Genomic DNA, 21,980 nt, shown 5'->3' on the forward strand with positions numbered 1-21,980 from the left:
ATCTTGTTGTTTAAATTTGTTTCTCCATGCAAATACTATTGTCTAAACCCACGTAAGGCTCGTAATTATCAACTATTGTATATCCCGTTTTTTGATACAAAGCAATAGCTTCCTTTTGTTTGTATAAAGTTTCCAAAACAGAAAATAAATATCCTAAGTCATGTGCCCAAAGCTCTAATTCACGTAGAATATTTTGCGCTAAACCGATCCCTCTAGCTTCAGGCGAAACAAACATTCGTTTTATTTCAATTGTATTTTTATTGTGTTTTTCAAAACAACCACAAGCCACCGCTTTGTTATCCAAATAAATAATAACGACATTTGGATTTAATTCCAAAATATTATTTCCCCAATAATCTGCTTTCAATTCCGGATAACGTTCCCACAAACTTTTATCTAATGCTGATATGAGATTTATGAAATCCGGATTTTCACTTGTACTTTTACAAATTATAATAGCATCACTCATATCACTACTTACTTTATTAATTCCTTTACTTCATCAAAGTTTAATCCACCATAATTACCGGAACTCATCAATAACAAAGAAGTATTTTCAAGATTCAAGTTGAATAAATAGTCTTTGAAATCTTTCGGATTGGTATAAATAATTAAATCTTTTCTATTGAAAGCATTTGCAATTTGGTCGTATGTAACTTCTTCAAGCTGTTTGATTTTTACGGCATCAGGCGAATAAAAAACTACTGCTTTATCAGCATATTCCAATGCACCTTCATATTCTTTCAGGAATTCCGCATTCAAACTGCTGTACGTATGCAATTCTAAACAAGCTACTAAAGTCCGGTTTGGATATTGCTCTTTTACTGCTTTTGTAGTTGCGGCCACTTTGCTTGGTGAATGTGCAAAATCTTTATAGGCTACTTTCGTTTTGCTTTCGGCTATTTTTTCCAATCGTTTTGAAGCACCTTTAAAACTGGCAATCGCTTCATAAAAATCAGCTTCATCAACGCCCATATTTTGGCAAATCCATTTGGCTCCAGCCAAATTATTGAGATTATGCGCTCCAAAAACCTCAATAGGCATACCGCCTTCCGGAGTTTCTAGAAGTGTCACACCATCGCTAACGCTATATTTTGGAGTACGATACGCTAATTTTCGAATTGGGTTTGTCGCGGCGTCGCAAACTCGTTTTACTTCTGAATCATCTTCATTATAAACGAGAATCCCACCATTAGTAATTTTACCAATGAAAATTTCAAACTGTTCTACATAATTCTCATACGTTGGGAAAACATTAATATGATCCCACGCAATCCCCGAAATTAATGCAATATTAGGCTGATACAAATGAAATTTTGGTCTGCGATCAATTGGCGAAGACAAATATTCATCTCCTTCCAAAACGATAAAATCATTTTCCTCCGTAAGATGCACCATCGTATCAAATCCTTCTAGTTGCGCGCCAACCATATAATCTACTGCAATGTTATGGTAATGCATTACATGTAAAATCATCGAAGTTATAGATGTTTTTCCATGAGAACCACCGATAACAACTCGTGTTTTATTTTTGGATTGTTCGTAAAGGAATTCCGGGTACGAATATATTTTCAGTCCTAATTCTTGCGCTTTTAATAATTCAGGATTATCTGCTTTGGCATGCATTCCAAGAATTACAACTTCAATATTTTTAGTTATTTTTTCAGGAAACCAACCTAAAACCGGTGGTAAAATACCCTTTTTGTCTAATCTTGATTTTGATGGTTCAAAAATTGCATCGTCACTTCCGGTAACTTGATATCCTTTGTTGTGTAATGCTAAAGCCAGATTGTGCATAGCGCTTCCTCCGATAGCTATAAAATGTGTACGCATTCTAATTTTGGTTTATGGTTGTTGAGTTTAAGATCAGTCCTGATTTTTTTTATTGTAGGTTTCCAATATTGCTTTTGCTTTTTCAGAATCTCGCATTTTGTTCTTGTACAAATTAGCTAACTTTTGATAACTTGTTTTTGAATCTCCTACAAGAATTGCTTTTTTATATTGTTGTTCTGCAACATTGTATCTTTTAAAATATTCCTCAATGTGGCCTCTTGACAAATATCCGTCAACGGGTGATAATCGCAATAATTCGTTGGAATATTTTATAGCTTTAGATTCGCTTCCGCCAACTATTCCCGGTAATTGAATATATAACTCTATCAATGCCCAACGCGATTCAATGTGTTTTGGATTTAGCCTGATGGCTTTTTCAAAGGAAGCTTTCACTTCATCAATCATTCCAAGCGCATTAAACTTGTTTGAATCTTTAGCTTTCATGCCTAAAACTCCTCCATATTTAAAATGATAATCGGCCTCGGACGGTTTCAGCTGCTTAAGTTTTTTGTAATACCCAATAGCTTTATCCCAAGATTTACGATGTCCGGCAATATCTCCCAGATATTCAATAGTCTTCAAATCTGATGGATTGGTTTTTAAAATAGATTCAAAAACTAACTGCGCCTGATCAAATTTTTGTGCTTTGAATAGCTTTTCTGCTTTATCGAAATCAGATTGAGACCACATCATAACCGGCAGGAATACAAATAAATAAATAATATGTTTCATTCTTCAAAAATAGGGAAATATGATACGTTAGATTTGATTTTAAGTAAAAATTAGTAATTTAGTAGGAAATATTTTCTGATATTAATTTAACCACATTAGAGAATATTTCTTCACTATTTTAAACACAAATTATGAAAAATATTTTTTTACTATTCCTTTTCATCTCTACTTCAATTTTTGGACAAGATTATGACAAAAACTAGCTTAAGGTAATTGAATATGAAAATGATGGAAAAATTAAATCTGCCAATGAAATAGTTTCAAAAATACAGCAAAAAGCTACTCGGGATAAAAACGAGGTGCAAATCATCTAGGGCATTGAAAAACATTACTTATTTTCGATTAGCGCTATTTTATAGCCAATTAAAAAACGTTTGCAACAGGATTCTAAACATCCTTAATAGACGTTTTTCTTTTTATAACTGTTTTTTATTACAAGTTGTACAAGTCTATTTTTGACTTTTAAAGGTGCATTTTGCATAATGCGGATGGAGATTGCGTTTCCTATATTAATATTAGTATTCTTTTCAAGTTGACCGCGAAAATTGCCATTGCTCCCTGCATTTGCATATTTGTAATGCCTTACAATGCTTCTATAGCACGCGTTCTTTGAATTGGTAGTTTAATAACGATACTGTTCTTCGTAGTAGTTTGAAACGCTCACGCAATACTTGAATTACCGAAAACGAATTTGAACTTACTAAAGTATGTGAGACATCTACGGTACTGAATTTGAAACGAATAATATCCTTTTCAACTGCTACAAATACTGTTTTGTTTATCAATAAATTTGATTGATCGGTATCTTTTAAACTTAATTTTCTAGATTTTATTAACGAACTAGAATTGACAACACCTTCTTCTGGAGTCATCCCTAAAAAATACTTAAAGGACAAATTAAAACCCGAGCGCTCCACTAAATCAACAGCTGAAACGGTGTAAATTGTTTTTAAGGCCCAAATATTTGAACATAAGTACAGGACTTTCTGCGGCACGTCCATTTTTGGAACAATCCTTATTCAACAACTCATCATACATAAATGAAAAATCGATTAAATCATACAACAAAGAATACACACTGAATTGAATTTTTTGTTATTGAACTACCATCTAAAAAGCATTATGGCTACAGTTAAATACACGAAAAAAGGAGCAGAAAAATTTGTTTTCTACTCCTTTTTTACAACAATTAATGCTTAAAAAGACTTGTTTAGTGGTATCGTAAATTTGAAACCCTTAATATATATATACAAATAGTACTTTTTGAGTACTTTTAGTCATTCAACATTTTCCATAATTTATCTTTCAATTCTGTCAAACCTTGTTGCGCAACAGACGAAATAAACATGTAAGGAACATCCTTGAAAGCTACATCTAATTCTATTTTTAATTCTGCTTTCAACTCATCATCCAGCATATCGCATTTAGAAATCACCAACAAACGCTCTTTATCAAGCATTTCAGGATTATACTTCGTCAATTCATTTACCAAAATATCATATTCAGCTTTAATGTCTGGTGTATCAACAGGGACTAAAAAAAGTAACGTTGAATTACGCTCAATATGACGCAGGAAATAATGTCCTAATCCTTTTCCTTCGGCAGCTCCTTCTATAATCCCCGGAATATCTGCAATTACAAAAGATTGAAAATCTCTGTATGCTACAATTCCAAGATTAGGTTTTAAGGTTGTAAAAGGGTAATCAGCAATTTTTGGTTTAGCAGATGTCAATACTGATAACAACGTTGATTTTCCAGCATTAGGAAAACCTACCAAACCTACATCAGCAAGAACCTTTAGTTCTAAAATTACATCCATTTCTACTCCAGGTAAACCAGGTTGAGAGTATCTGGGAGTTTGGTTTGTTGAACTTCTAAAATGCCAGTTCCCAAGACCTCCTTTTCCACCGCGAGATAAAATTTGTTTTTCACCATCATCGGTGATTTCAAATAATATTTCTCCAGTTTCTTTATCTTTTACAACAGTACCTAATGGCACTTCAATGTATTTGTCATCTCCATCAGCACCTGTACTTCGGTCGCCACTTCCATCTCCACCATTTCCAGCTTTGATGTGTCGGGCAAATTTTAAGTGAAATAATGTCCAAAGACCTTTATTTCCCACTAAATATACATGGCCTCCACGACCACCATCACCACCGTCAGGTCCACCTTTTTCAATAAATTTTTCTCTGTGCAAGTGCGTAGATCCTTTTCCTCCTTTACCGGATGAAACATATATTTTAACATAATCTACAAAATTCCCTTCTGTCATTTTTTTTAATTTCAGATTTTAGATTTCAGTTTGAATAGATTCAAACTTCCAACTTACATCTATTTTTATAATTTAATCGCCTTCACCATCACTTTATCAATCTTCACGCCATCCATATCGATAACTTCTAATTCAAATTTCTGCCAAATTAATTTCTCCCCTTGTTTTGGAATATGAGAGAGCTCTGTCATTATTAATCCGCTCACAGTTGTAACTTCATAATCATTGATTAATTCATCTAATTCAAAGTACGTCAAGAAATCGTGCAACGAATAATGTCCGTCAACTAACCACGTTCCATCTTCTCTTTCTATTAATTGAAAATCATCTTTATAAAAATCAGAAGCATCACCTACCAAAGCTTCCAGAATATCATTCAACGTTATCACACCTTGAAAAACGCCATATTCATCAGAGACAAACGCGTAATGTATTCCTGTTTTTTTGAAATCCTCTAAAGCTACATAAGCTGTCGTTTGCTCCATCATAAAAGGAGCTTCGGTCATGATATCTGCCAAATTAAAATTTTCATTTTCAAAATGTGCAAAAATATTTTTTAGATTAACAACCCCAACAATATCATCATAGTTTTCCCCATAAACCGGATAAATTGAATGAAGTTCTTTCAGCATAAATTCCTTAACTTGGTCTTTATTTGAATGTAATGGCAAAAACATCACTGATTTTCTATGAGTCATTAAAGAGTTTATTTTTCTGTCGCCAATATGAAAAACACGCTCCACAATATCTTGCTCTATCTCCTGAACTTCACCGCCTTCAGTTCCTTCTTTGATAATTGCTTTTATTTCTTCCTCAGTAACTTTTCCGTCTGCTGTTGGTTTTATTTGCAAAATTTTTAATAAAAAATCAGTTGAGTGAGTTAACAACCAGATAAAAGGTGCAGTAATTATTGACACAATTTTCATAGGCAACGCCACTGCTTTTGCAATAGCTTCCGGATGGTTGAGTCCAATTCTTTTTGGCAACAATTCACCCAAAACGAGCGAGAAAAAAGTTAATATCACAACAACTAAACCCACTGCAACAGAATGTGCGTATGGTTTTAAAAACTCAAAGCCACTTACAAATGTTTCTACATCGACCGTTATTTTGTCCCCACTATAAATACCGGTAAGAATTCCTATCAAAGTAATTCCTATTTGTACGGTTGACAAAAATTTGTTCGGTGAATTCGCTAAATCCAGAGCGATTTTGGCACTTTTATTTCCTTTTTTCGCTGCAGTTTCCAGTCTATTTTTTCGTGCTGAGATCAATGCGATTTCTGACATTGAGAAAACCCCATTTAGCAGTATTAGAAAAAATATTATTACTATTTCCAATTTTTTAATTGATTCGTTTATATCTTAAAATGTGATTCCTAAATTTTTATTTTAGAAAACAGTTGTTTGCCACCTCATCATTTAGCCCTGATGGCAGTGGAAAGCCCGGAGATAAAAAAATTACTTTTTCTTGACAAAAAAGAGCGACCAAAGGAAGCTCCTTTTATGACTTAGAAAAATATTTTTTTATTGAGGACTTGTAATGTACAGCTGGAATTGCTCCTATAAATTATCTATCACTTTACTTACTCTTTCGGTAATTTCCGCAATAGAACCTATTCCGTTTACTGCATGAAATTTGCCTTGCTCCTGATAATATTCCATTAAAGGAGCCGTTTTTTCATTGTATTCCTGGTAGCGATTTCTGATTTTTTCTTCATCTTGATCGTCTATTCTACCACTTGTTTTTCCTCTTTCCAATAATCTCTGGATCAAGATTTCATCATCAGCTTCTAGCGCAATTGTTGCAGCAACATTAGAACCAATTGAAATAAGAAAGGCGTCTAACGCTTCGGCTTGCGAGATTGTTCTTGGATATCCGTCAAATAAAATCCCGTTGGTATCCGGATGTTTATTTACCTCATCAATCAACATTTTAGTAGTCAACTCATCCGGCACTAAATCGCCGGCATCCATATAAACTCTTGCCTGTTTGCCTAATTCTGTATCGTTTTTTAAATTAAAACGGAAGACGTCACCAGTAGAAATATGCTTTAATCTATATTTTTTTTTCAAAAACTCCGCCTGAGTTCCTTTACCAGCTCCTGGTTTTCCAAATAAAACAATGTTAGTCATGTTGATGTGTAGTTATTCTTTTAGTTTATATACTTCGGGTAAATTTCTTCCTAATCCATTATAATCTAAGCCAAAACCAACAATAAATTTATTTGGAATTCGGATTCCAACGTAATCTATTTTAATGTCTTTAGTGTAGGCTTCCGGTTTGAAAAAAAGCGTCGCTATCTTAAAATGTTTTACATTTTGTTGCTTGAACAATTCTTTCAATTCCACCAATGTGTTACCGGTATCTACAATATCTTCTATAATAATAACCGAACGTCCAGTCAAATCCTGGTTGAGTCCGATCAATTGTTTCACTTGATTTGTTGAAGAAGTTCCTTCATAAGAAGCCATTTTTATAAAAGATACTTCACATGGTTTTTTATATAATTTCATAAAATCAGAAACAACCATAAAAGCACCATTCAAAACACCTACAAATACTGGTATTTCATCAGCAAAATCGTCTTCTATCAGGGCAACCATTTTTGTCAAGGCAAATTCTATTTCTTTAGCAGAAATAAACGGAACAAATTGTTTATCGAGAAGTTGTATCATTATTTTTGTATTTAAAATAATGTGCAAAGATATAGAATTCGGATTTGTGAATTGATACTTGGGCCTTAATTTGTATTTTTAAGTAAATTTCATAAAAAAACATGCTAAAATTTATTGACAATCATAAAAGTCACAAGAGAAATTCCGAAGAAAATAAAATAGGATTTCCCTATTCAATCATTATAAAGTATCTTTGCCTAAACATACAACTAAACAATGAATTATTTTTCTTCAGCTTTCAAATTAGGAATTCTCGGTGGCGGACAACTGGGCAAAATGCTGTTGTTTGATACCCGAAAATTCGACATACAAACCTACGTTTTGGATCCAAGTGATCAAGCACCATGCAAAATTGCCTGTGACCAATTTTTCAAAGGAGATTTAATGGACTTTGAAACGGTTTATAATTTTGGTAAAAAAGTGGACGTTTTGACTTTCGAAATTGAGCTGGTAAATCTGGATGCTTTGGTAAAACTAGAAGAAGAAGGACTGAAAGTATATCCATCGCCAAAAACGTTGAAACTGATTCAGAACAAAGGAATTCAGAAAGATTTTTACATTCAGCATAGTATACCAACCGCCAGTTACAAACGTTTTGACGATCTTAAAAGTCTTGTTGTTTCTATATTGGATTCAAAAACAAAACTGCCATTTGTATGGAAATGTACCGAATTTGGGTATGATGGAAATGGTGTAAAAGTGATTCGGCATATTTCAGATTTGGATAATTTAGCTAATGTTGAATGCATTGCCGAAGAAATGGTTCCGTTCAAAAATGAATTGGCCGTTATTGTTTGCCGCAGTCCATCAGGCGAAATAAAAACGTATCCTGTCGTGGAAATGGAATTTCATCCGGAAGCCAACCAAGTGGAATATGTGATTTGTCCGGCTCGAATTAACGACAAAGTAGCCGAAAAAGCTAGAGCAATAGCACTGAATGTTTCCGAAAAATTCAATCATGTGGGATTATTAGCCGTTGAAATGTTTCAGACCGAAGATGATGGAATCCTCGTGAATGAAGTGGCTCCACGCCCTCATAATTCGGGTCATTATTCGATTGAAGCCAGCTACACATCGCAATTTGAAAACCATCTGCGTGCCATTCTTGATTTGCCTTTGGGAAATACGGACAGTAAAGTCGCCGGAATTATGGTAAACTTAGTCGGTTCCGAAGGATTTTCTGGAGATGTGATTTATCAAAATATCGAAAAAATATTAGGATGGAATGGTGTAACACCGCACATTTACGGGAAGAAACAAACGCGTCCTTTCAGAAAAATGGGTCACGTAACCATCGTAAATGAAGACATTATCGAAGCACGAAGAATTGCTGAAGAGGTAAAGTATACGATTCGAGTAATCAGTGGTCATTAAATAGTAATCCGTGGTCAGTCGCAGTATGCAACTTTAAACTTTAAACGAAAAAAACAATGAAAGTAGCCGTAATAATGGGAAGCATATCCGATATGCCTATTATGCAAGAAGCCATAGATATCCTAAAAGCATTCAATATAGAAACAGAAGTCGATATCGTTTCGGCACACAGAACACCTGAAAAACTATTTGATTTCAGCCAAAATGCACACATCCGCGGCATATCGGTTGTTATTGCCGGTGCTGGCGGTGCTGCACATTTGCCTGGAATGGTAGCTTCAATGTCGCCACTTCCTGTAATTGGCGTTCCCATAAAATCAAGTAATTCCATTGATGGTTGGGACAGTGTTTTATCTATTCTTCAAATGCCAAGCGGAGTTCCCGTTGCAACAGTTGCGCTTAACGGTGCTAAAAACGCCGGAATTCTCGCCGCTCAAATCATAGGAAGCCACAACAAAAGTGTATTGGAGAAAGTCATTAAGTATAAAACAGGATTGAAAGAAGCCGTAAACATCGCTGCTGAAAGTCTCCAAAAATAGAAAAAGCTCCATTACGGAGCTTTTTTAGACTTAAATCTTGACTTTTATCATTCCGTCTCAGCTGCTATTTCTAAAATCCCTTCAAATTCCGAAGCGATTATGTCCTCCTTATTTAACCAATATTCTGAAGTGAGAATGGTATAGTTCAAAGTATCCGTAATTGTCAAATCCCACAAAACATCCTCTGCTTCTGGGAAAGGAGCATTTTCATTCATCGCCTGATCAAACAATCTTTTGATAAGATTACCATCAGACAATCCTTTACTCAATAATTTAAGCACATATTCTTTGGTCAATTGAATCTTGTTTTCACTTTCTAATGGCGCGATTGTGAGCGTTACGATTGTTGCTTTTGCATTGGGAAACTTTCCATTGTATGCTTTAAAAAGCAATTGATTGATATGAAACAATTTTGCATGCAATCCTATTTCCGGATATTCTTCACAAACTTTATCGAGAAACATATCATTTGAAATTTGTTGAATCTGACCTTCATTCAAATCCTCTGACAACTTATATTCTAAAACGACAACAGCGGCATCTCTGGGTTCAAAATCGCTTATTGCCATAAACAACAATTCTCTTAAAGTGGCAGGATCAGCATCCGAAGCATCCGGATAATCGAACTTTTCTAACAGGTTGATGTAATCTTCATTTGTCCAATATTCCTCAATTTCATCTACTGTATTAGTGCTATTTATTGTGATTTGATACTTCATATTTCTTTTACTATTAATTTTATCTTCTGATTACTTGTTTCCAAAACCAATCATTTGTTGTACAATTTAGGACTTTATTACGGGCAAACGAAATAAATAACATTTAAATAACACAATTACCTCCGCTACTTTGAACGAAATCAATTGCTTGGACAACCTAGTTTTTTTTATTAAATCCGTACATTTGATATTTTTAAACATGGAATTATTTTATCAAAAATACAAATGAGCATCTTAACCCACCATTTCAATACAAAATACAATACAGCACCTTTTTCGAAAATTAAAAACGAAGATTTCCTTCCCGCTTTCCAAAAAGGAATCGAATTGGCAAAATCCGAAATCGATGCAATTGTACAAAATCCAATAAATCCCAATTTCGAGAACACGATTGAAGCATTGGCATTCAGCGGCGATGTTTTAGACCGAATCTCAAGCATTTTTTTTAATTTGCATTCAGCAGAAACGAATGACGAAATTCAAAAAATCGCTCAGGAAGTTTCACCGTTATTATCTGAATTTGGAAATGACGTTCGCCTTAATCCTGATTTATTTGCTCGAGTAAAAACCGTTTATGAGCAACGAGAAAAACTAAATCTTAATCCGGAACAAACCACGCTTGTGGAGAAAAAATACAAAAGCTTTTCCAGAAACGGAGCAAACTTACCGGAAGACAAAAAGAATCAATTAAGAGAAATTGACAAAGAATTATCGAAATTGAGTTTGCAGTTTGGCGAAAATGTATTAGCCGAAACTCAAGCCTATCAATTACACATTACAAATAATGAAGATTTAGCCGGCTTACCGGAAGGAACTATCGAAGCCGCTCACTCTTTGGCTAAAAGCCAAGAAAAAGAAGGCTGGGTTTTTACTTTAGATTATCCAAGTTATGTTCCGTTTGTGACGTATGCTGACAATCGCGAATTGCGTAAGAAAATAGTAATTGCTTTTGGCGCAAAAGGTTTTCAAAATAACGAATTTGACAATCAGGAAATCGTATTGAAAATTGCCAAATTGCGTTTTGACAGAGCGAAAGTTTTAGGTTACGATACTCATGCTGATTTTGTGCTTGAAGAACGAATGGCAGAAAGTCCGGAGAAAGTAAAAACATTCTCGAATGATTTATTGGAAAAAGCCAAACCGGCAGCTTTAAAAGAATTTGCACAATTGACCGCTTTCGCAAAAGAGTTACACGGAATTAAGCAACTCGAGAAATGGGACGGTGCCTATTACTCTGAGAAATTAAAACAACAACTATTCAACTTGGATGATGAAATATTGAAACCGTATTTTCAATTAGAAAAAGTTTTGGACGGTGCTTTTGCAGTAGCGCAAAAATTATACGGAATCACTTTTGAAGAAATTTTTGAAGTAGATAAATACCATGAAGAAGTAAAAACGTACGAAGTAAAAGATGAAAACGCCCAACTGGTTGCTGTTTTTTATGCTGATTTCTTTCCAAGAAAAGGCAAACGAAACGGTGCTTGGATGACTTCTTTTAAATCACAATACATCAAAAAAGGAATTAATGAACGGCCGCATATTTCCATTGTATGCAATTTCACGAAACCTACCGAAACAAAACCATCCTTACTAACTTTTAACGAAGTAACAACTTTATTTCATGAATTTGGTCACGCGTTGCACGGCATCTTAGCCAACACCACGTATCCAAGTTTATCCGGAACCTCGGTATATTGGGATTTTGTGGAATTACCAAGTCAGATTCTTGAAAACTGGTGTTATGAACCGGAAGCTTTAGCTTTGTTTGCATATCATTTTGAAACTGGCGAAATAATTCCGATGGAATTAGTCCATAAAATCAAGGAAAGCGCAAGTTTTCAGGAAGGAATGGCAACGATGCGCCAATTGAGTTTAGGATTACTGGACATGGGATGGCACGCCCAGAATCCTTCGAACATCAAAGACATCAAAGCTTTTGAAAACGAACAATTTGCAGCAACACAATTGTATCCTGATGTAAAAGAAAACGCGATGAGTACTTCTTTTTCCCATATTTTTCAAGGAGGCTATTCAAGCGGTTATTACAGTTATAAATGGGCCGAAGTTCTGGATGCAGATGCTTTTGAATATTTCCAAGAAAAAGGTATTTTCAATAAAGAAGTCGCAACCAAGTTTAAAGAAAACGTACTCTCGAAAGGTGGAACAGAACACCCGATGATTTTGTATAAACGCTTTAGAGGACAGGAACCTAAACCGGAAGCATTACTGAAAAGAGCCGGATTGGTATAATTCTAAATATTTTAAAAACGGGAGTAACAGGCTTCGGGTTTTTTTATAGATTTTCAGTATACCTACAAAAAATTAAAATCCAATAAAATATGAGTTTTTTAAAAGCCGAATGGAATAATTTAGCAATGATTAATTACGAAGTCAATCCTCAAATTTTGGAAAAATATGTCCCAAAAGGAACGGAAATCGATTTTTGGAACGGCAAATGTTATGTTAGTTTTATTGGATTCCTATTTGAAAACGTGCGCGTTTTGGGAATGAAAATCCCGCTTCATTCTAATTTTGAAGAGGTCAATCTTCGGTTTTATGTGAGACGTTTAGAAAATGGAGTATGGAAAAGAGGTGCGGTTTTTATCAGCGAAATTGTTCCAAAACATGCTATTACAATTGTCGCAAATATGTTTTACTATGAGCATTATAGAACGCTACCGATGAAACATACTTTGAAAGTGAATGAAAACTCCAGAGAATTTACATACCAATGGAAGGTAAACAATAACTGGAATACTATTCATGTAGAAACCAATATTGATCCCGTTGCAATTGAACTAGATTCTGAAGCTGAGTTTATCACGGAGCATTATTTTGGATATACCAAAATCAACGAAAATGCAACTTTTGAATACCAAGTCACGCATCCCAGATGGCAACAATTTGAAGTAATTAAGAACGAGTCAGTAATTGATTTTGAAGGTGTTTACGGAAAAGAATTTGCTTTTATCAAGGATTTACAACCTACTTCTGTATTTCTGGCCATTGGCTCGAAAATTACAATTGAAGACAAACGAAAAATACAAATGTAATGACCAGAATAAAAATTAGGACCCAAATAAAAGCTCCCATACAAACTGTTTTTGACGTTTCCAGAGATATCGACTTTCACCAAAAATCTGCCAGTCCTACAAACGAAACAGCTATTGATGGAGTCACTTCCGGATTGATAAATTACAATCAAACGGTGACTTGGCGCGGAAAACATTTTGGTTTTTATCTGACGCACAAAAGCCGAATAACAGCAATGAATCAGTATGATTATTTTGTGGATGAAATGGAGGAAGGAAAATTCAAATCCTTCCGTCATGAACATATTTTTTACGAAAAAAATGGACTAACTATCATGAAAGACAAAGTATTTTACGAAGTTCCCTATGGTGTTTTTGGTGAATTGTTTGATTTTTTGTTTCTAAAAAATCATTTGATTAATTTTATTCTCGAAAGAAACAAAGTGTTGAAAGCTTTTTCTGAAAGTAAGCTATTACAACCAGTAAACAATCGGGATGTTTACAGCCAAAAAAATAACATTATTTCAGAAATTCCCTAAAATTCTTTTTACTTATCACCAAAAAACTTGGTTGATAGGCATCTTGAAATGATTTAGGTAATTTGATTTTTTTATTTGAAGACCATTTAAATTCAAAAGCTTTTACCGCATCAGCATTGGTTTCAATATAATCTATTTCCTGTTGCTGCGTGGTTCTCAAAAAATAAGGTTTTGATAAACTTTGGGTATAGTACAGCGTCTTAAGTCGCTCCGAGACTAGAAAATTTTCCCATATAGCTCCTTTGTCTTGACGAAATTCTAAAGAATTGAAATTTCCAATCAACATATTTCGAACACCATTGTCGTAGAAATAGATTTTTCTATTCGACTTTATTTCATTTCTTAAATTTTTATTAAAACTATTTAACCTGAAAATCACAAAAGCTTTCTCCAGCAAATCTATGTAGTTATTAACTGTGTTTTTATCCACACCAACTAATTGTGCAATTTCATTATAGCTGACCTCACTACCAACTTGAAAAGCCAATGCCTGTAAAATTTTTTGTAAAACCTCCGATTTTCTAATACCCGCTAAGCTCAAAACATCATTATATAAGTAACTGGAAACAAGATTTTTTAAAATTTCATATTCATTTCCAAAGTTATTTATGACATCAGGGTACATACCATAAAGCAACCGCAACTCCAATTGTTGTTGCGCTTTTATAAACCCAACATTACTCTCAAATTCATTGCATGAAATGGGATACAAACGGTATTCAAATTTCCGACCCGTCAATGGCTCTTGAGTAACATAATTAATATCAAAAGCTGAAGAGCCGTTAACAATTACTTGTACATTTTTGATTTGATCAACAATAATTTTTAATTTCAGATCAATGTTAGGAATGAGTTGCACCTCATCAATAAAGACATATTTATAATTCGCAATAATATTTTTTAAGGTTTCTGTCTTTGCATTTGCAAAAGTATCTGACACAACTGCATCATCGCCATCAAGAAACAGAAACGGAATATCCTTCAACAAAGAATTCACCAATGTAGTTTTACCTACTTGACGCGGGCCTATCAATACTATAACTTTTCCATTATTAAAATCATTCTTTATTACTGGGGTTATATCTCTAACAATCATGACTGTGAATTTTATTCAAATACACTACTAATATATTCTATTCACCAAATTAATACTGTTATTGGTGAACGTATTCACCACATTAATACTATTATTGGTGAACGTATTCACCAATTAAGTGTTTTTTAAAATAACAATAGTAACAACCACCAAACAATTGGAATGCTTTCTGCGCAAAAAGAAGTGTAATACTTTGACCGTTTTTCATTGGCAAAAATTAAAAACAACGAAATCATCAGCACTAAAATGAAGTTTATAATCAATTGGTTTTTATCCAAATTACTTTTAAAAAACTCCAATAAATAAAATGGAATCAAAAGTATCAATCCCAATATTTTGGTGTGCTTTACTCCAATTTGTTGCGGAACTGTTTTAAGATGCGGATCATCATTTGCCAAATCAATGATTTCAAAAATCAGAACTAACACGAAAATCAAAATAAAGCGCTGCAAGCATTTTAAATAAAAGTCTGGAGTAATTGGTATTGCCGAATCTAAAATTGGTAATCCCAACGTGACTCCCACCCAACACAATGACACAATATAAATTTTGACACCGGCCCAATTTCTCGCGTTTTTCTTGTTCGGAAAAAAGGGCAGCGTATACAGCAACGTAATACTCAAAAACGCAATGGCAACAATTTGGGTAACGCGTTCCATCTGAAAAAAATAAAAGCCAACCAAAATAAACGAACAAAAACTGAACAAAGTAATTATTTTAAGTTCTGACCGCATTTGTATTTTTTTGGCTCGAGCCAAAGCATCATATTTTACAAAATTATATCCTACAATAGTACCAAAAAAAACAAAGTTAGCAACTGCATCACCTTCAGGAATGTGGAACATATATTGCGTCATTCGCACCAAGGCGTAACACGACAAAGCCACGTGGATGCTACCATTTACATAAAAATTGAATATTAGTTTAAAAAACCTCATTAGACAAAATTAATCAAAGTGTTAATAAGAACGGCTTTTAGTTGAAAAATTCACAGAAAATCACGTTAAAAAAGGCAATTAATAGCATATTAATATTTAATTTTACAGCCTTTAAAACTAGAAACACACAACCCATTTTATATACAATGAAAACAGACGCTTTTGCATTAAGACACATTGGCCCAAGAGAAAATGATCTAGAACACATGTTGAAGACAATTGGAGCAGGAACACTGGAACAATTAATTCAAGAAACGATTCCAAGTGACATTCGTTTAAAATCTGATTTAGATTTAGAACCTGCAATGACCGAATATGAGTTTGCAAATCACATTCAGAAATTAGGGAATAAAAATAAAGTTTTTCAATCCTACATTGGTCTAGGATACAATGCCGCCATTATTCCTGCGGTGATTCAAAGAAATGTTTTTGAAAACCCGGGATGGTACACTGCTTACACACCTTATCAAGCCGAAATCGCGCAAGGTCGTCTGGAAGCAATTCTGAATTTCCAAACGATGGTTATCGAATTGACCGGAATGGAAATCGCTAATGCTTCTTTATTGGACGAAGGAACTGCCGCTGCAGAAGCAATGGCATTACTTTTTGACGTTCGTTCTCGCGACCAAAAGAAAAAAAATATCAATAAATTTTTTGTTTCTGAAGAAATATTCCCACAAACTTTATCGGTTTTACAAACACGTTCGACGCCAATTGGAGTTGAATTAGTTATTGGAAACCATGAAACATTCGATTTTTCCTCGGAATATTTTGGAGCAATCCTTCAATATCCAGGGAAATTTGGACAAGTTTATGATTACGCTGAATTTATCGCGAAAGCTGCTGAAAACGAGATAAAAGTAGCTGTTGCCGCTGATATTTTGAGTTTAGTAAAACTAACTCCACCGGGAGAAATGGGCGCTGCAGTAGTTCTTGGAACAACACAACGTTTCGGAATTCCGTTAGGTTATGGTGGACCACACGCTGCTTATTTTGCTACAAAAGACGAATACAAAAGAAGTATGCCGGGAAGAATCATCGGTGTAACTGTTGATACTGATGGAAATCGCGCTTTGCGTATGGCGTTACAAACCCGCGAGCAACACATTAAACGTGATAAAGCAACATCAAACATTTGTACAGCGCAGGTTTTATTGTCAGTTATGGCAGGAATGTATTCCGTTTATCATGGTCCAAAAGGCTTACAATACATAGCTGATAAAGTACACGCTTCGGCAGCGACATTGGCAAACGCTCTAGAAAAATCAGGTTATCAACAAACCAATACCGCTTTCTTTGATACGATAGTTGTAAAGGCTGATGCCAAAAAAGTAAAAACAATTGCTGAAGAAAACGAAATTAATTTCTATTACATTGACGATAATACGATTTCAATTTCTCTAAACGAGACAGTAAGTATTACCGATTTAAATAAAATTATTGCTGTTTTCGCTTCCGCAAATGGTACTGCGGTAAACACCATTAAAAGTTTGTCCGAAACCAATCATTTTCCTGAAAACGTAAACAGAACATCAACGTTTTTACAACACGATGTTTTTAATAAACACCAATCAGAAACAGCTTTGATGCGTTACATCAAAATGTTAGAAAGAAAAGATTTAGCGCTGAATCATTCAATGATTTCATTAGGTTCTTGTACCATGAAACTGAATGCCGCTTCAGAAATGTTGCCTTTAAGCATGGCACAATGGAATAACATTCACCCGTTTGCACCGCTTGATCAGGCACAAGGATACCAGGAAATGTTGGCTAAATTAGAACATCAGCTAAACGTCATTACTGGTTTTGCCGGAACAACATTACAACCTAATTCAGGTGCTCAAGGCGAATACGCCGGATTAATGGTAATTCGTGCGTACCACCAATCAAGAGGAGATCACCATAGAAATATTGCTTTAATCCCATCATCAGCGCACGGAACAAACCCGGCTTCGGCAGCGATGGCCGGAATGAAAGTTGTGGTTACTAAAACATTGGAAAACGGAAATATTGACGTGGAAGATTTGCGTGAAAAAGCACTTTTGCACGCAGCCAATCTTTCTTGTTTAATGGTAACTTATCCTTCAACTCACGGTGTTTTTGAAAGCGCGATTAGAGAAATTACACAATTGATTCACGATAACGGTGGGCAAGTCTATATGGATGGCGCGAACATGAACGCCCAAGTTGGATTAACAAATCCTGCAACTATTGGTGCTGACGTTTGTCACTTGAACTTACACAAAACATTCGCTATTCCTCACGGAGGCGGTGGACCAGGAGTAGGACCAATTTGTGTTGCTCCACAATTAGTACCGTTTTTACCTACCAACCCAATAATTCCAACAGGTGGAGAAAACGCTATTACGGCAATTTCTGCAGCACCTTGGGGATCAGCATTAGTTTGCTTAATATCTTACGGATATATTTGTATGCTTGGTGCCGAAGGCTTGAAACAATCTACTGAATATGCAATTTTAAACGCAAACTACATCAAAGAGAAATTAAACGGTCATTATGATACGTTATATTCAGGAGAAATGGGTCGTGCGGCACACGAAATGATTTTGGAATGTCGACCTTTTAAACAAAAAGGAATTGAAGTGACAGATATTGCAAAACGTTTAATGGATTATGGATTTCATGCTCCAACGGTTTCCTTTCCTGTTGCCGGAACTTTAATGATTGAACCTACTGAAAGTGAAAATCTTGAAGAGTTAGATCGTTTTTGTGACGCTATGATTGCGATACGAAAAGAAATTGAAACTGCTACAGTAGATAATCCTAATAATGTATTGAAAAATGCGCCACATACTTTGATGATGGTTACAACTGATAACTGGAATTTTCCATACACACGTGAAAAAGCAGCATTTCCTTTAGAATACATTGCCGAGAATAAATTCTGGCCTACGGTTCGTAGAGTAGATGAAGCGTATGGCGACAGAAATTTAAATTGTTCTTGCGCTCCAATTGAAGCCTACATGGAAAGCTAATTTTAGATTTGCTCAAAAAAAAAAAAAAATGCCTCGATAAATCGGGGTATTTTTATTATACTTGTATTAGCAAAACAATTCTTACAAGTGTATTATGAGAACAAAAATCATATTATTTCTATTACTATCTTATTTCGGAACCTGTCAAGCCCAATCTTATGAATTTAGTTATTCTCCTAAGAGCATTGATTCGTTAGACAATTACCTTACTAAAATTACGAATAATAAAATAAATGAGTTTGGTGTTAATCAAAGAAAGAAAGTCAAGGAAATACTTTTAGAAAGAAAAGTTTCATTTTTAAAAAATGTAAAGGATAGCACATTTATTTTTGACCCAACCCTTACTGGATTTCTTCAAGAAATAGTTGCTGAAATATACCGTTCAAATCCCCAAATTGACACGAAAGATTTTTATTTTTTGATCAATAAATCTTTAATTCCTAATGCTGCCTGCCATGGAAACGGAATATTTTCCATTAATTTAGGTTTATTCACGCTTATTGAAAATAATGACGAAATGGCTTTTATTATCTGTCATGAATTAGCACACCATATTTTAAAACATACTGACAAAACGCTCGAAGAATACATCAAAACGTTCAGCTCGAAGGTTGTTAAACAGCAACTTAATAGCGCCTTTAATAAAAAGTATGGACGAAGATCTGCTGTAACTTTATTACTGAAGGATTTGAACTTTAATTTTATGAAAAGAAGTCGAAGTTCAGAAACCCAAGCTGATTCCCTTGGCTTTACTTTGTTTAAAAACACAAAATTCAACCAGCAGGCTTCTTTAAATATTTTAAAAAAACTGGAGTTGACTGACGATATAATTTTTAATAATCCAATAAATTTAAAACAAAATTTTAATTATAAAGAATATCCTTTTAAAGACGTATGGATTGAGAATGAAGACAAAATGTTTGATACTACTGAAAGCTCAAATGATTTTACTCTTGACAAAGATTCCTTAAAAACGCACCCAGACATTCCATTTCGTATCAACAATATTCTTCAGAATTATAATATTACCGCTACAAATTCAAATGACAATAAAATAGCCTTGATAAAGCAAAAAACAGTTGACAACAGCATTAAAATATTTTTAGACACCTCAAAATTAGACTTTGCTTTGTATCAATTATTAGCACTGCATGAAAAAAATGAATTGGACCAAAAGACCTTCATTAGTCAAGTGTCTAATTTATTGAAAAAAGTATATCTTTTAAAAGAACATCATGTTTTCGGAAAATATGTAGGTCCGATAAACTCTTTTTCCGAGGAAATATACATCAACCAAATAAGATTATTTTTAAACAATATTGAACTAAAAGACCTAAAAAAAATTGGTTATTATTTTTGCCAAAAAAATGAATTGATATCCAAAAACGATACGGAATTTCAAAATGCATATACTTTTTTCAAGGGATTAAATAAAAATTAATACTAATCAAATACAAACCAATTATGAAAAGAATCAGTACATTACTTTTAATCACATTAGCGGCAAATTTAACTTTTGCACAAGAGAAAAAAATCAACGAAGTCAATACTTTTAAAGTAAAAAATTCAGGTGCAATCCTAAACAAAGAGAAAGATGTTGATGGTTATTATTTTTTCTATGAATTAGACAAACTAAAAAAAGGTGACCGCGAATTTGCAATTCAAGTTTTAGACAAAAATCTGGTTGAAGTTGCAAAGAAAACTTACATCGACAATAAAAATACTTTGTTAATGAAAAGCAGCTTTAACAATCAAGGAATAATGTTTGCAATGGCTAATTTTAAAGAAAAAAAAATCAGCCTGCTTAGCTATGATAAAAAAGTCAACCAATTACCCACTGTTGACATTTCTTTAGAAAGTAAAGAAATCCGATACATACAATACATGCAACAAACAGGTGATTTTAATATTTTATTTCCTGTAGAGAATAAAGGATTTCTTTTCAACAAGTTTGAAGATAATAAAAAAATTGGATATTCATTGAAATATTACCCAACTGATGGCGGAAAATCTTGGGAATACAATTCTCCAGATGATTCCAAAGAAATGATGGCAATAAATCCTATTGAAGTAAATGAAAAAGTAATTGTTGCTTTAGAAACATCAAAACCAGGACTTTTATCTCGCAAAATTACATTAAAAACAAAAATAATCGATGTAAATACTGGTGTTTTGTTGTACGAAAAAGAATATAGTAAAAACAGCAAGCCCCGCTTAATTAATAATGCCTTCTTGGACAAAGACAATAATGTCGTTTTAATGGGAGAATATTTTAACGAAGGTGATAATATCATTGGCGATAAAAGTTTAGGTCTGTTTACTGAAGTTGTCGATTTATCCGGCAAAACTTTAAAAGAAAATTTTACCAGTTGGAAAGAAGATGTTGCAAAAATTGCAAAAGTCGATGGAAATTACATTGAAGACAAGGGATACATCTATTTCCACAATATTGCAAAAACAAATAACAACGAGTATTATGCAATTGGTGAATTTTATAAAAGAACCGCCAATGCTGGAGGCATAGCACTTACAACATTATCCTTATTAAGTGGCGGTGGCGGTGGCGGCGCAAGTGTTACGCAACTTACAATTGCAAATTCTGTGGTCTTTAAATTCAATTCCGATTTCAAACTTACGGGAATTCAAGAATTTGAAAAAGGAAAATCAAGAGCGCCCAGTTTATCTGATTTTGGTAGCCCACAATTAAATGCACATGCATTAAAATCTTTTGGAGCATTTGATTACGAATATACCCAAATAGACAAAACAAATGATCGTTTCTACGCTTGTTTTATAGATTATGAACGAATAAAAGGCGAGAAAAACAAAAATGCTTTTAAAACTATAATTTGTGATAATGGAGAACTCTCTGAAGATAAAATTTACTTAGAAAGCGATACTAACAATAAAGATTTTCGAGTTTTACCTGCTAAGGTTGGAAATGTTTTATTATTGGAATATGATAAAAAATTAAAGGAAATAAATATACATCTAGAAAAAATAAATATCAGATAGTCCTTATATGAGCCACTCGTTAGTGGCTCTTTTTAGTATTGATACTACACTATCTAATTTTTGTTTTCTTTCAAAACAAACGTAGCGCAAAAATAAACACATAAGTATATTAAAAATTTTCACGCTTAAAAATTATCGAGTTCGATTTGTCAAAAAAAAATTTTATCAATTGCAAGCATTGGAAATAAATATCGCATTATTTATCACATTT

The 21,980-nt window shown here is 33.9% G+C and carries 18 protein-coding genes and 1 pseudogene; 8 read left to right on the forward strand and 11 right to left on the reverse strand.

Features of this window, described 5'->3' with window-relative positions:
- Positions 1–10: 10 nt before the first annotated feature.
- From ACP7AV_RS10400 to hpt, 8 genes and pseudogenes are all read right to left on the reverse strand, one after another.
- On the reverse strand, positions 11–469 hold the full coding sequence (locus tag ACP7AV_RS10400) for a GNAT family N-acetyltransferase (RefSeq protein ID WP_426091890.1): 459 nt from the start codon (positions 467–469) through the stop codon (positions 11–13).
- An 8-nt stretch (positions 470–477) separates the two neighbouring features.
- Complete coding sequence (locus tag ACP7AV_RS10405) at positions 478–1,833, reverse strand: UDP-N-acetylmuramate--L-alanine ligase (RefSeq protein ID WP_426091891.1); 1,356 nt, start codon at positions 1,831–1,833, stop codon at positions 478–480.
- Between the two features lie 33 nt (positions 1,834–1,866).
- Entirely contained in the window at positions 1,867–2,565 is a 699-nt protein-coding gene (locus ACP7AV_RS10410; RefSeq protein WP_426091892.1) for a tetratricopeptide repeat protein, read from the reverse strand.
- A gap of 599 nt (positions 2,566–3,164) precedes the next feature.
- Positions 3,165–3,654, reverse strand: a pseudogene (locus ACP7AV_RS10415) (transposase); the annotation flags it as partial.
- A gap of 184 nt (positions 3,655–3,838) precedes the next feature.
- Complete coding sequence (gene obgE, locus ACP7AV_RS10420; RefSeq protein ID WP_426063420.1) at positions 3,839–4,840, reverse strand: GTPase ObgE; 1,002 nt, start codon at positions 4,838–4,840, stop codon at positions 3,839–3,841.
- 65 nt (positions 4,841–4,905) lie between these two features.
- Positions 4,906–6,180, reverse strand: coding sequence for a hemolysin family protein (locus ACP7AV_RS10425; RefSeq protein WP_426091893.1), 1,275 nt, complete (start codon positions 6,178–6,180; stop codon positions 4,906–4,908).
- A 222-nt stretch (positions 6,181–6,402) separates the two neighbouring features.
- Entirely contained in the window at positions 6,403–6,975 is a 573-nt protein-coding gene (locus ACP7AV_RS10430; RefSeq protein WP_426091894.1) for an adenylate kinase, read from the reverse strand.
- A 12-nt stretch (positions 6,976–6,987) separates the two neighbouring features.
- A complete protein-coding gene (gene hpt, locus ACP7AV_RS10435; RefSeq protein WP_426063417.1) occupies positions 6,988–7,518 on the reverse strand; it encodes a hypoxanthine phosphoribosyltransferase in 531 nt (176 codons plus the stop codon).
- Between the two features lie 216 nt (positions 7,519–7,734).
- Here hpt and ACP7AV_RS10440 point away from each other — a divergent pair, with 216 nt between their 5' ends.
- Both ACP7AV_RS10440 and purE read left to right on the forward strand, forming a co-directional pair.
- On the forward strand, positions 7,735–8,892 hold the full coding sequence (locus tag ACP7AV_RS10440) for a 5-(carboxyamino)imidazole ribonucleotide synthase (protein ID WP_426091895.1): 1,158 nt from the start codon (positions 7,735–7,737) through the stop codon (positions 8,890–8,892).
- Positions 8,893–8,948: 56 nt separating this feature from the next.
- Positions 8,949–9,431, forward strand: coding sequence for a 5-(carboxyamino)imidazole ribonucleotide mutase (gene purE, locus ACP7AV_RS10445; RefSeq protein WP_426091896.1), 483 nt, complete (start codon positions 8,949–8,951; stop codon positions 9,429–9,431).
- Between the two features lie 47 nt (positions 9,432–9,478).
- On the opposite strand, the gene ACP7AV_RS10450 is transcribed toward purE, so the two are convergent.
- The gene (locus ACP7AV_RS10450) at positions 9,479–10,150 is read right to left on the reverse strand and encodes a hypothetical protein (RefSeq protein ID WP_426091897.1); all 672 of its coding nucleotides are present in this window, start codon (positions 10,148–10,150) and stop codon (positions 9,479–9,481) included.
- Between the two features lie 225 nt (positions 10,151–10,375).
- Between ACP7AV_RS10450 and ACP7AV_RS10455 the strand changes: the two genes are divergently transcribed.
- The 3 genes from ACP7AV_RS10455 (at position 10,376) to ACP7AV_RS10465 (ending at position 13,724) form a co-directional block, all read left to right on the forward strand.
- Positions 10,376–12,403: a M3 family metallopeptidase gene (locus ACP7AV_RS10455; RefSeq protein ID WP_426091898.1), complete on the forward strand. Its 2,028-nt coding sequence runs from the start codon at positions 10,376–10,378 to the stop codon at positions 12,401–12,403.
- Between the two features lie 89 nt (positions 12,404–12,492).
- On the forward strand, positions 12,493–13,206 hold the full coding sequence (locus ACP7AV_RS10460; RefSeq protein ID WP_426091899.1) for a YqjF family protein: 714 nt from the start codon (positions 12,493–12,495) through the stop codon (positions 13,204–13,206).
- Positions 13,206–13,724, forward strand: a complete 519-nt coding sequence (locus ACP7AV_RS10465; protein WP_426091900.1) for an SRPBCC family protein — start codon at positions 13,206–13,208, stop codon at positions 13,722–13,724. Before ACP7AV_RS10460 ends, ACP7AV_RS10465 begins: the two co-directional genes overlap by 1 nt.
- Here the strand turns inward: ACP7AV_RS10465 and ACP7AV_RS10470 are convergent.
- Positions 13,705–14,820 carry an ATP-binding protein gene (locus ACP7AV_RS10470; RefSeq protein ID WP_426091901.1) on the reverse strand — a complete coding sequence of 372 codons (1,116 nt, stop codon included), beginning with the start codon at positions 14,818–14,820 and terminating at the stop codon, positions 13,705–13,707. The two genes, ACP7AV_RS10465 and ACP7AV_RS10470, sit on opposite strands and share 20 nt — an antisense overlap.
- A 125-nt stretch (positions 14,821–14,945) precedes the next feature.
- On the reverse strand, positions 14,946–15,758 hold the full coding sequence (locus tag ACP7AV_RS10475) for a hypothetical protein (protein ID WP_426091902.1): 813 nt from the start codon (positions 15,756–15,758) through the stop codon (positions 14,946–14,948).
- A gap of 146 nt (positions 15,759–15,904) precedes the next feature.
- Here ACP7AV_RS10475 and gcvP point away from each other — a divergent pair, with 146 nt between their 5' ends.
- From gcvP to ACP7AV_RS10490, 3 genes are all read left to right on the forward strand, one after another.
- Positions 15,905–18,754 carry an aminomethyl-transferring glycine dehydrogenase gene (gene gcvP / locus ACP7AV_RS10480; RefSeq protein WP_426091903.1) on the forward strand — a complete coding sequence of 950 codons (2,850 nt, stop codon included), beginning with the start codon at positions 15,905–15,907 and terminating at the stop codon, positions 18,752–18,754.
- Positions 18,755–18,848: 94 nt separating this feature from the next.
- Complete coding sequence (locus ACP7AV_RS10485; RefSeq protein WP_426091904.1) at positions 18,849–20,195, forward strand: M48 family metalloprotease; 1,347 nt, start codon at positions 18,849–18,851, stop codon at positions 20,193–20,195.
- A 23-nt stretch (positions 20,196–20,218) separates the two neighbouring features.
- Positions 20,219–21,769, forward strand: a complete 1,551-nt coding sequence (locus tag ACP7AV_RS10490) for a DUF6770 family protein (RefSeq protein ID WP_426091905.1) — start codon at positions 20,219–20,221, stop codon at positions 21,767–21,769.
- Positions 21,770–21,980 lie beyond the last annotated feature (211 nt).

Origin of the sequence: Flavobacterium sp. DSR3-2 (assembly GCF_049896525.1) — a bacterium.
Lineage (GTDB): Bacteria > Bacteroidota > Bacteroidia > Flavobacteriales > Flavobacteriaceae > Flavobacterium.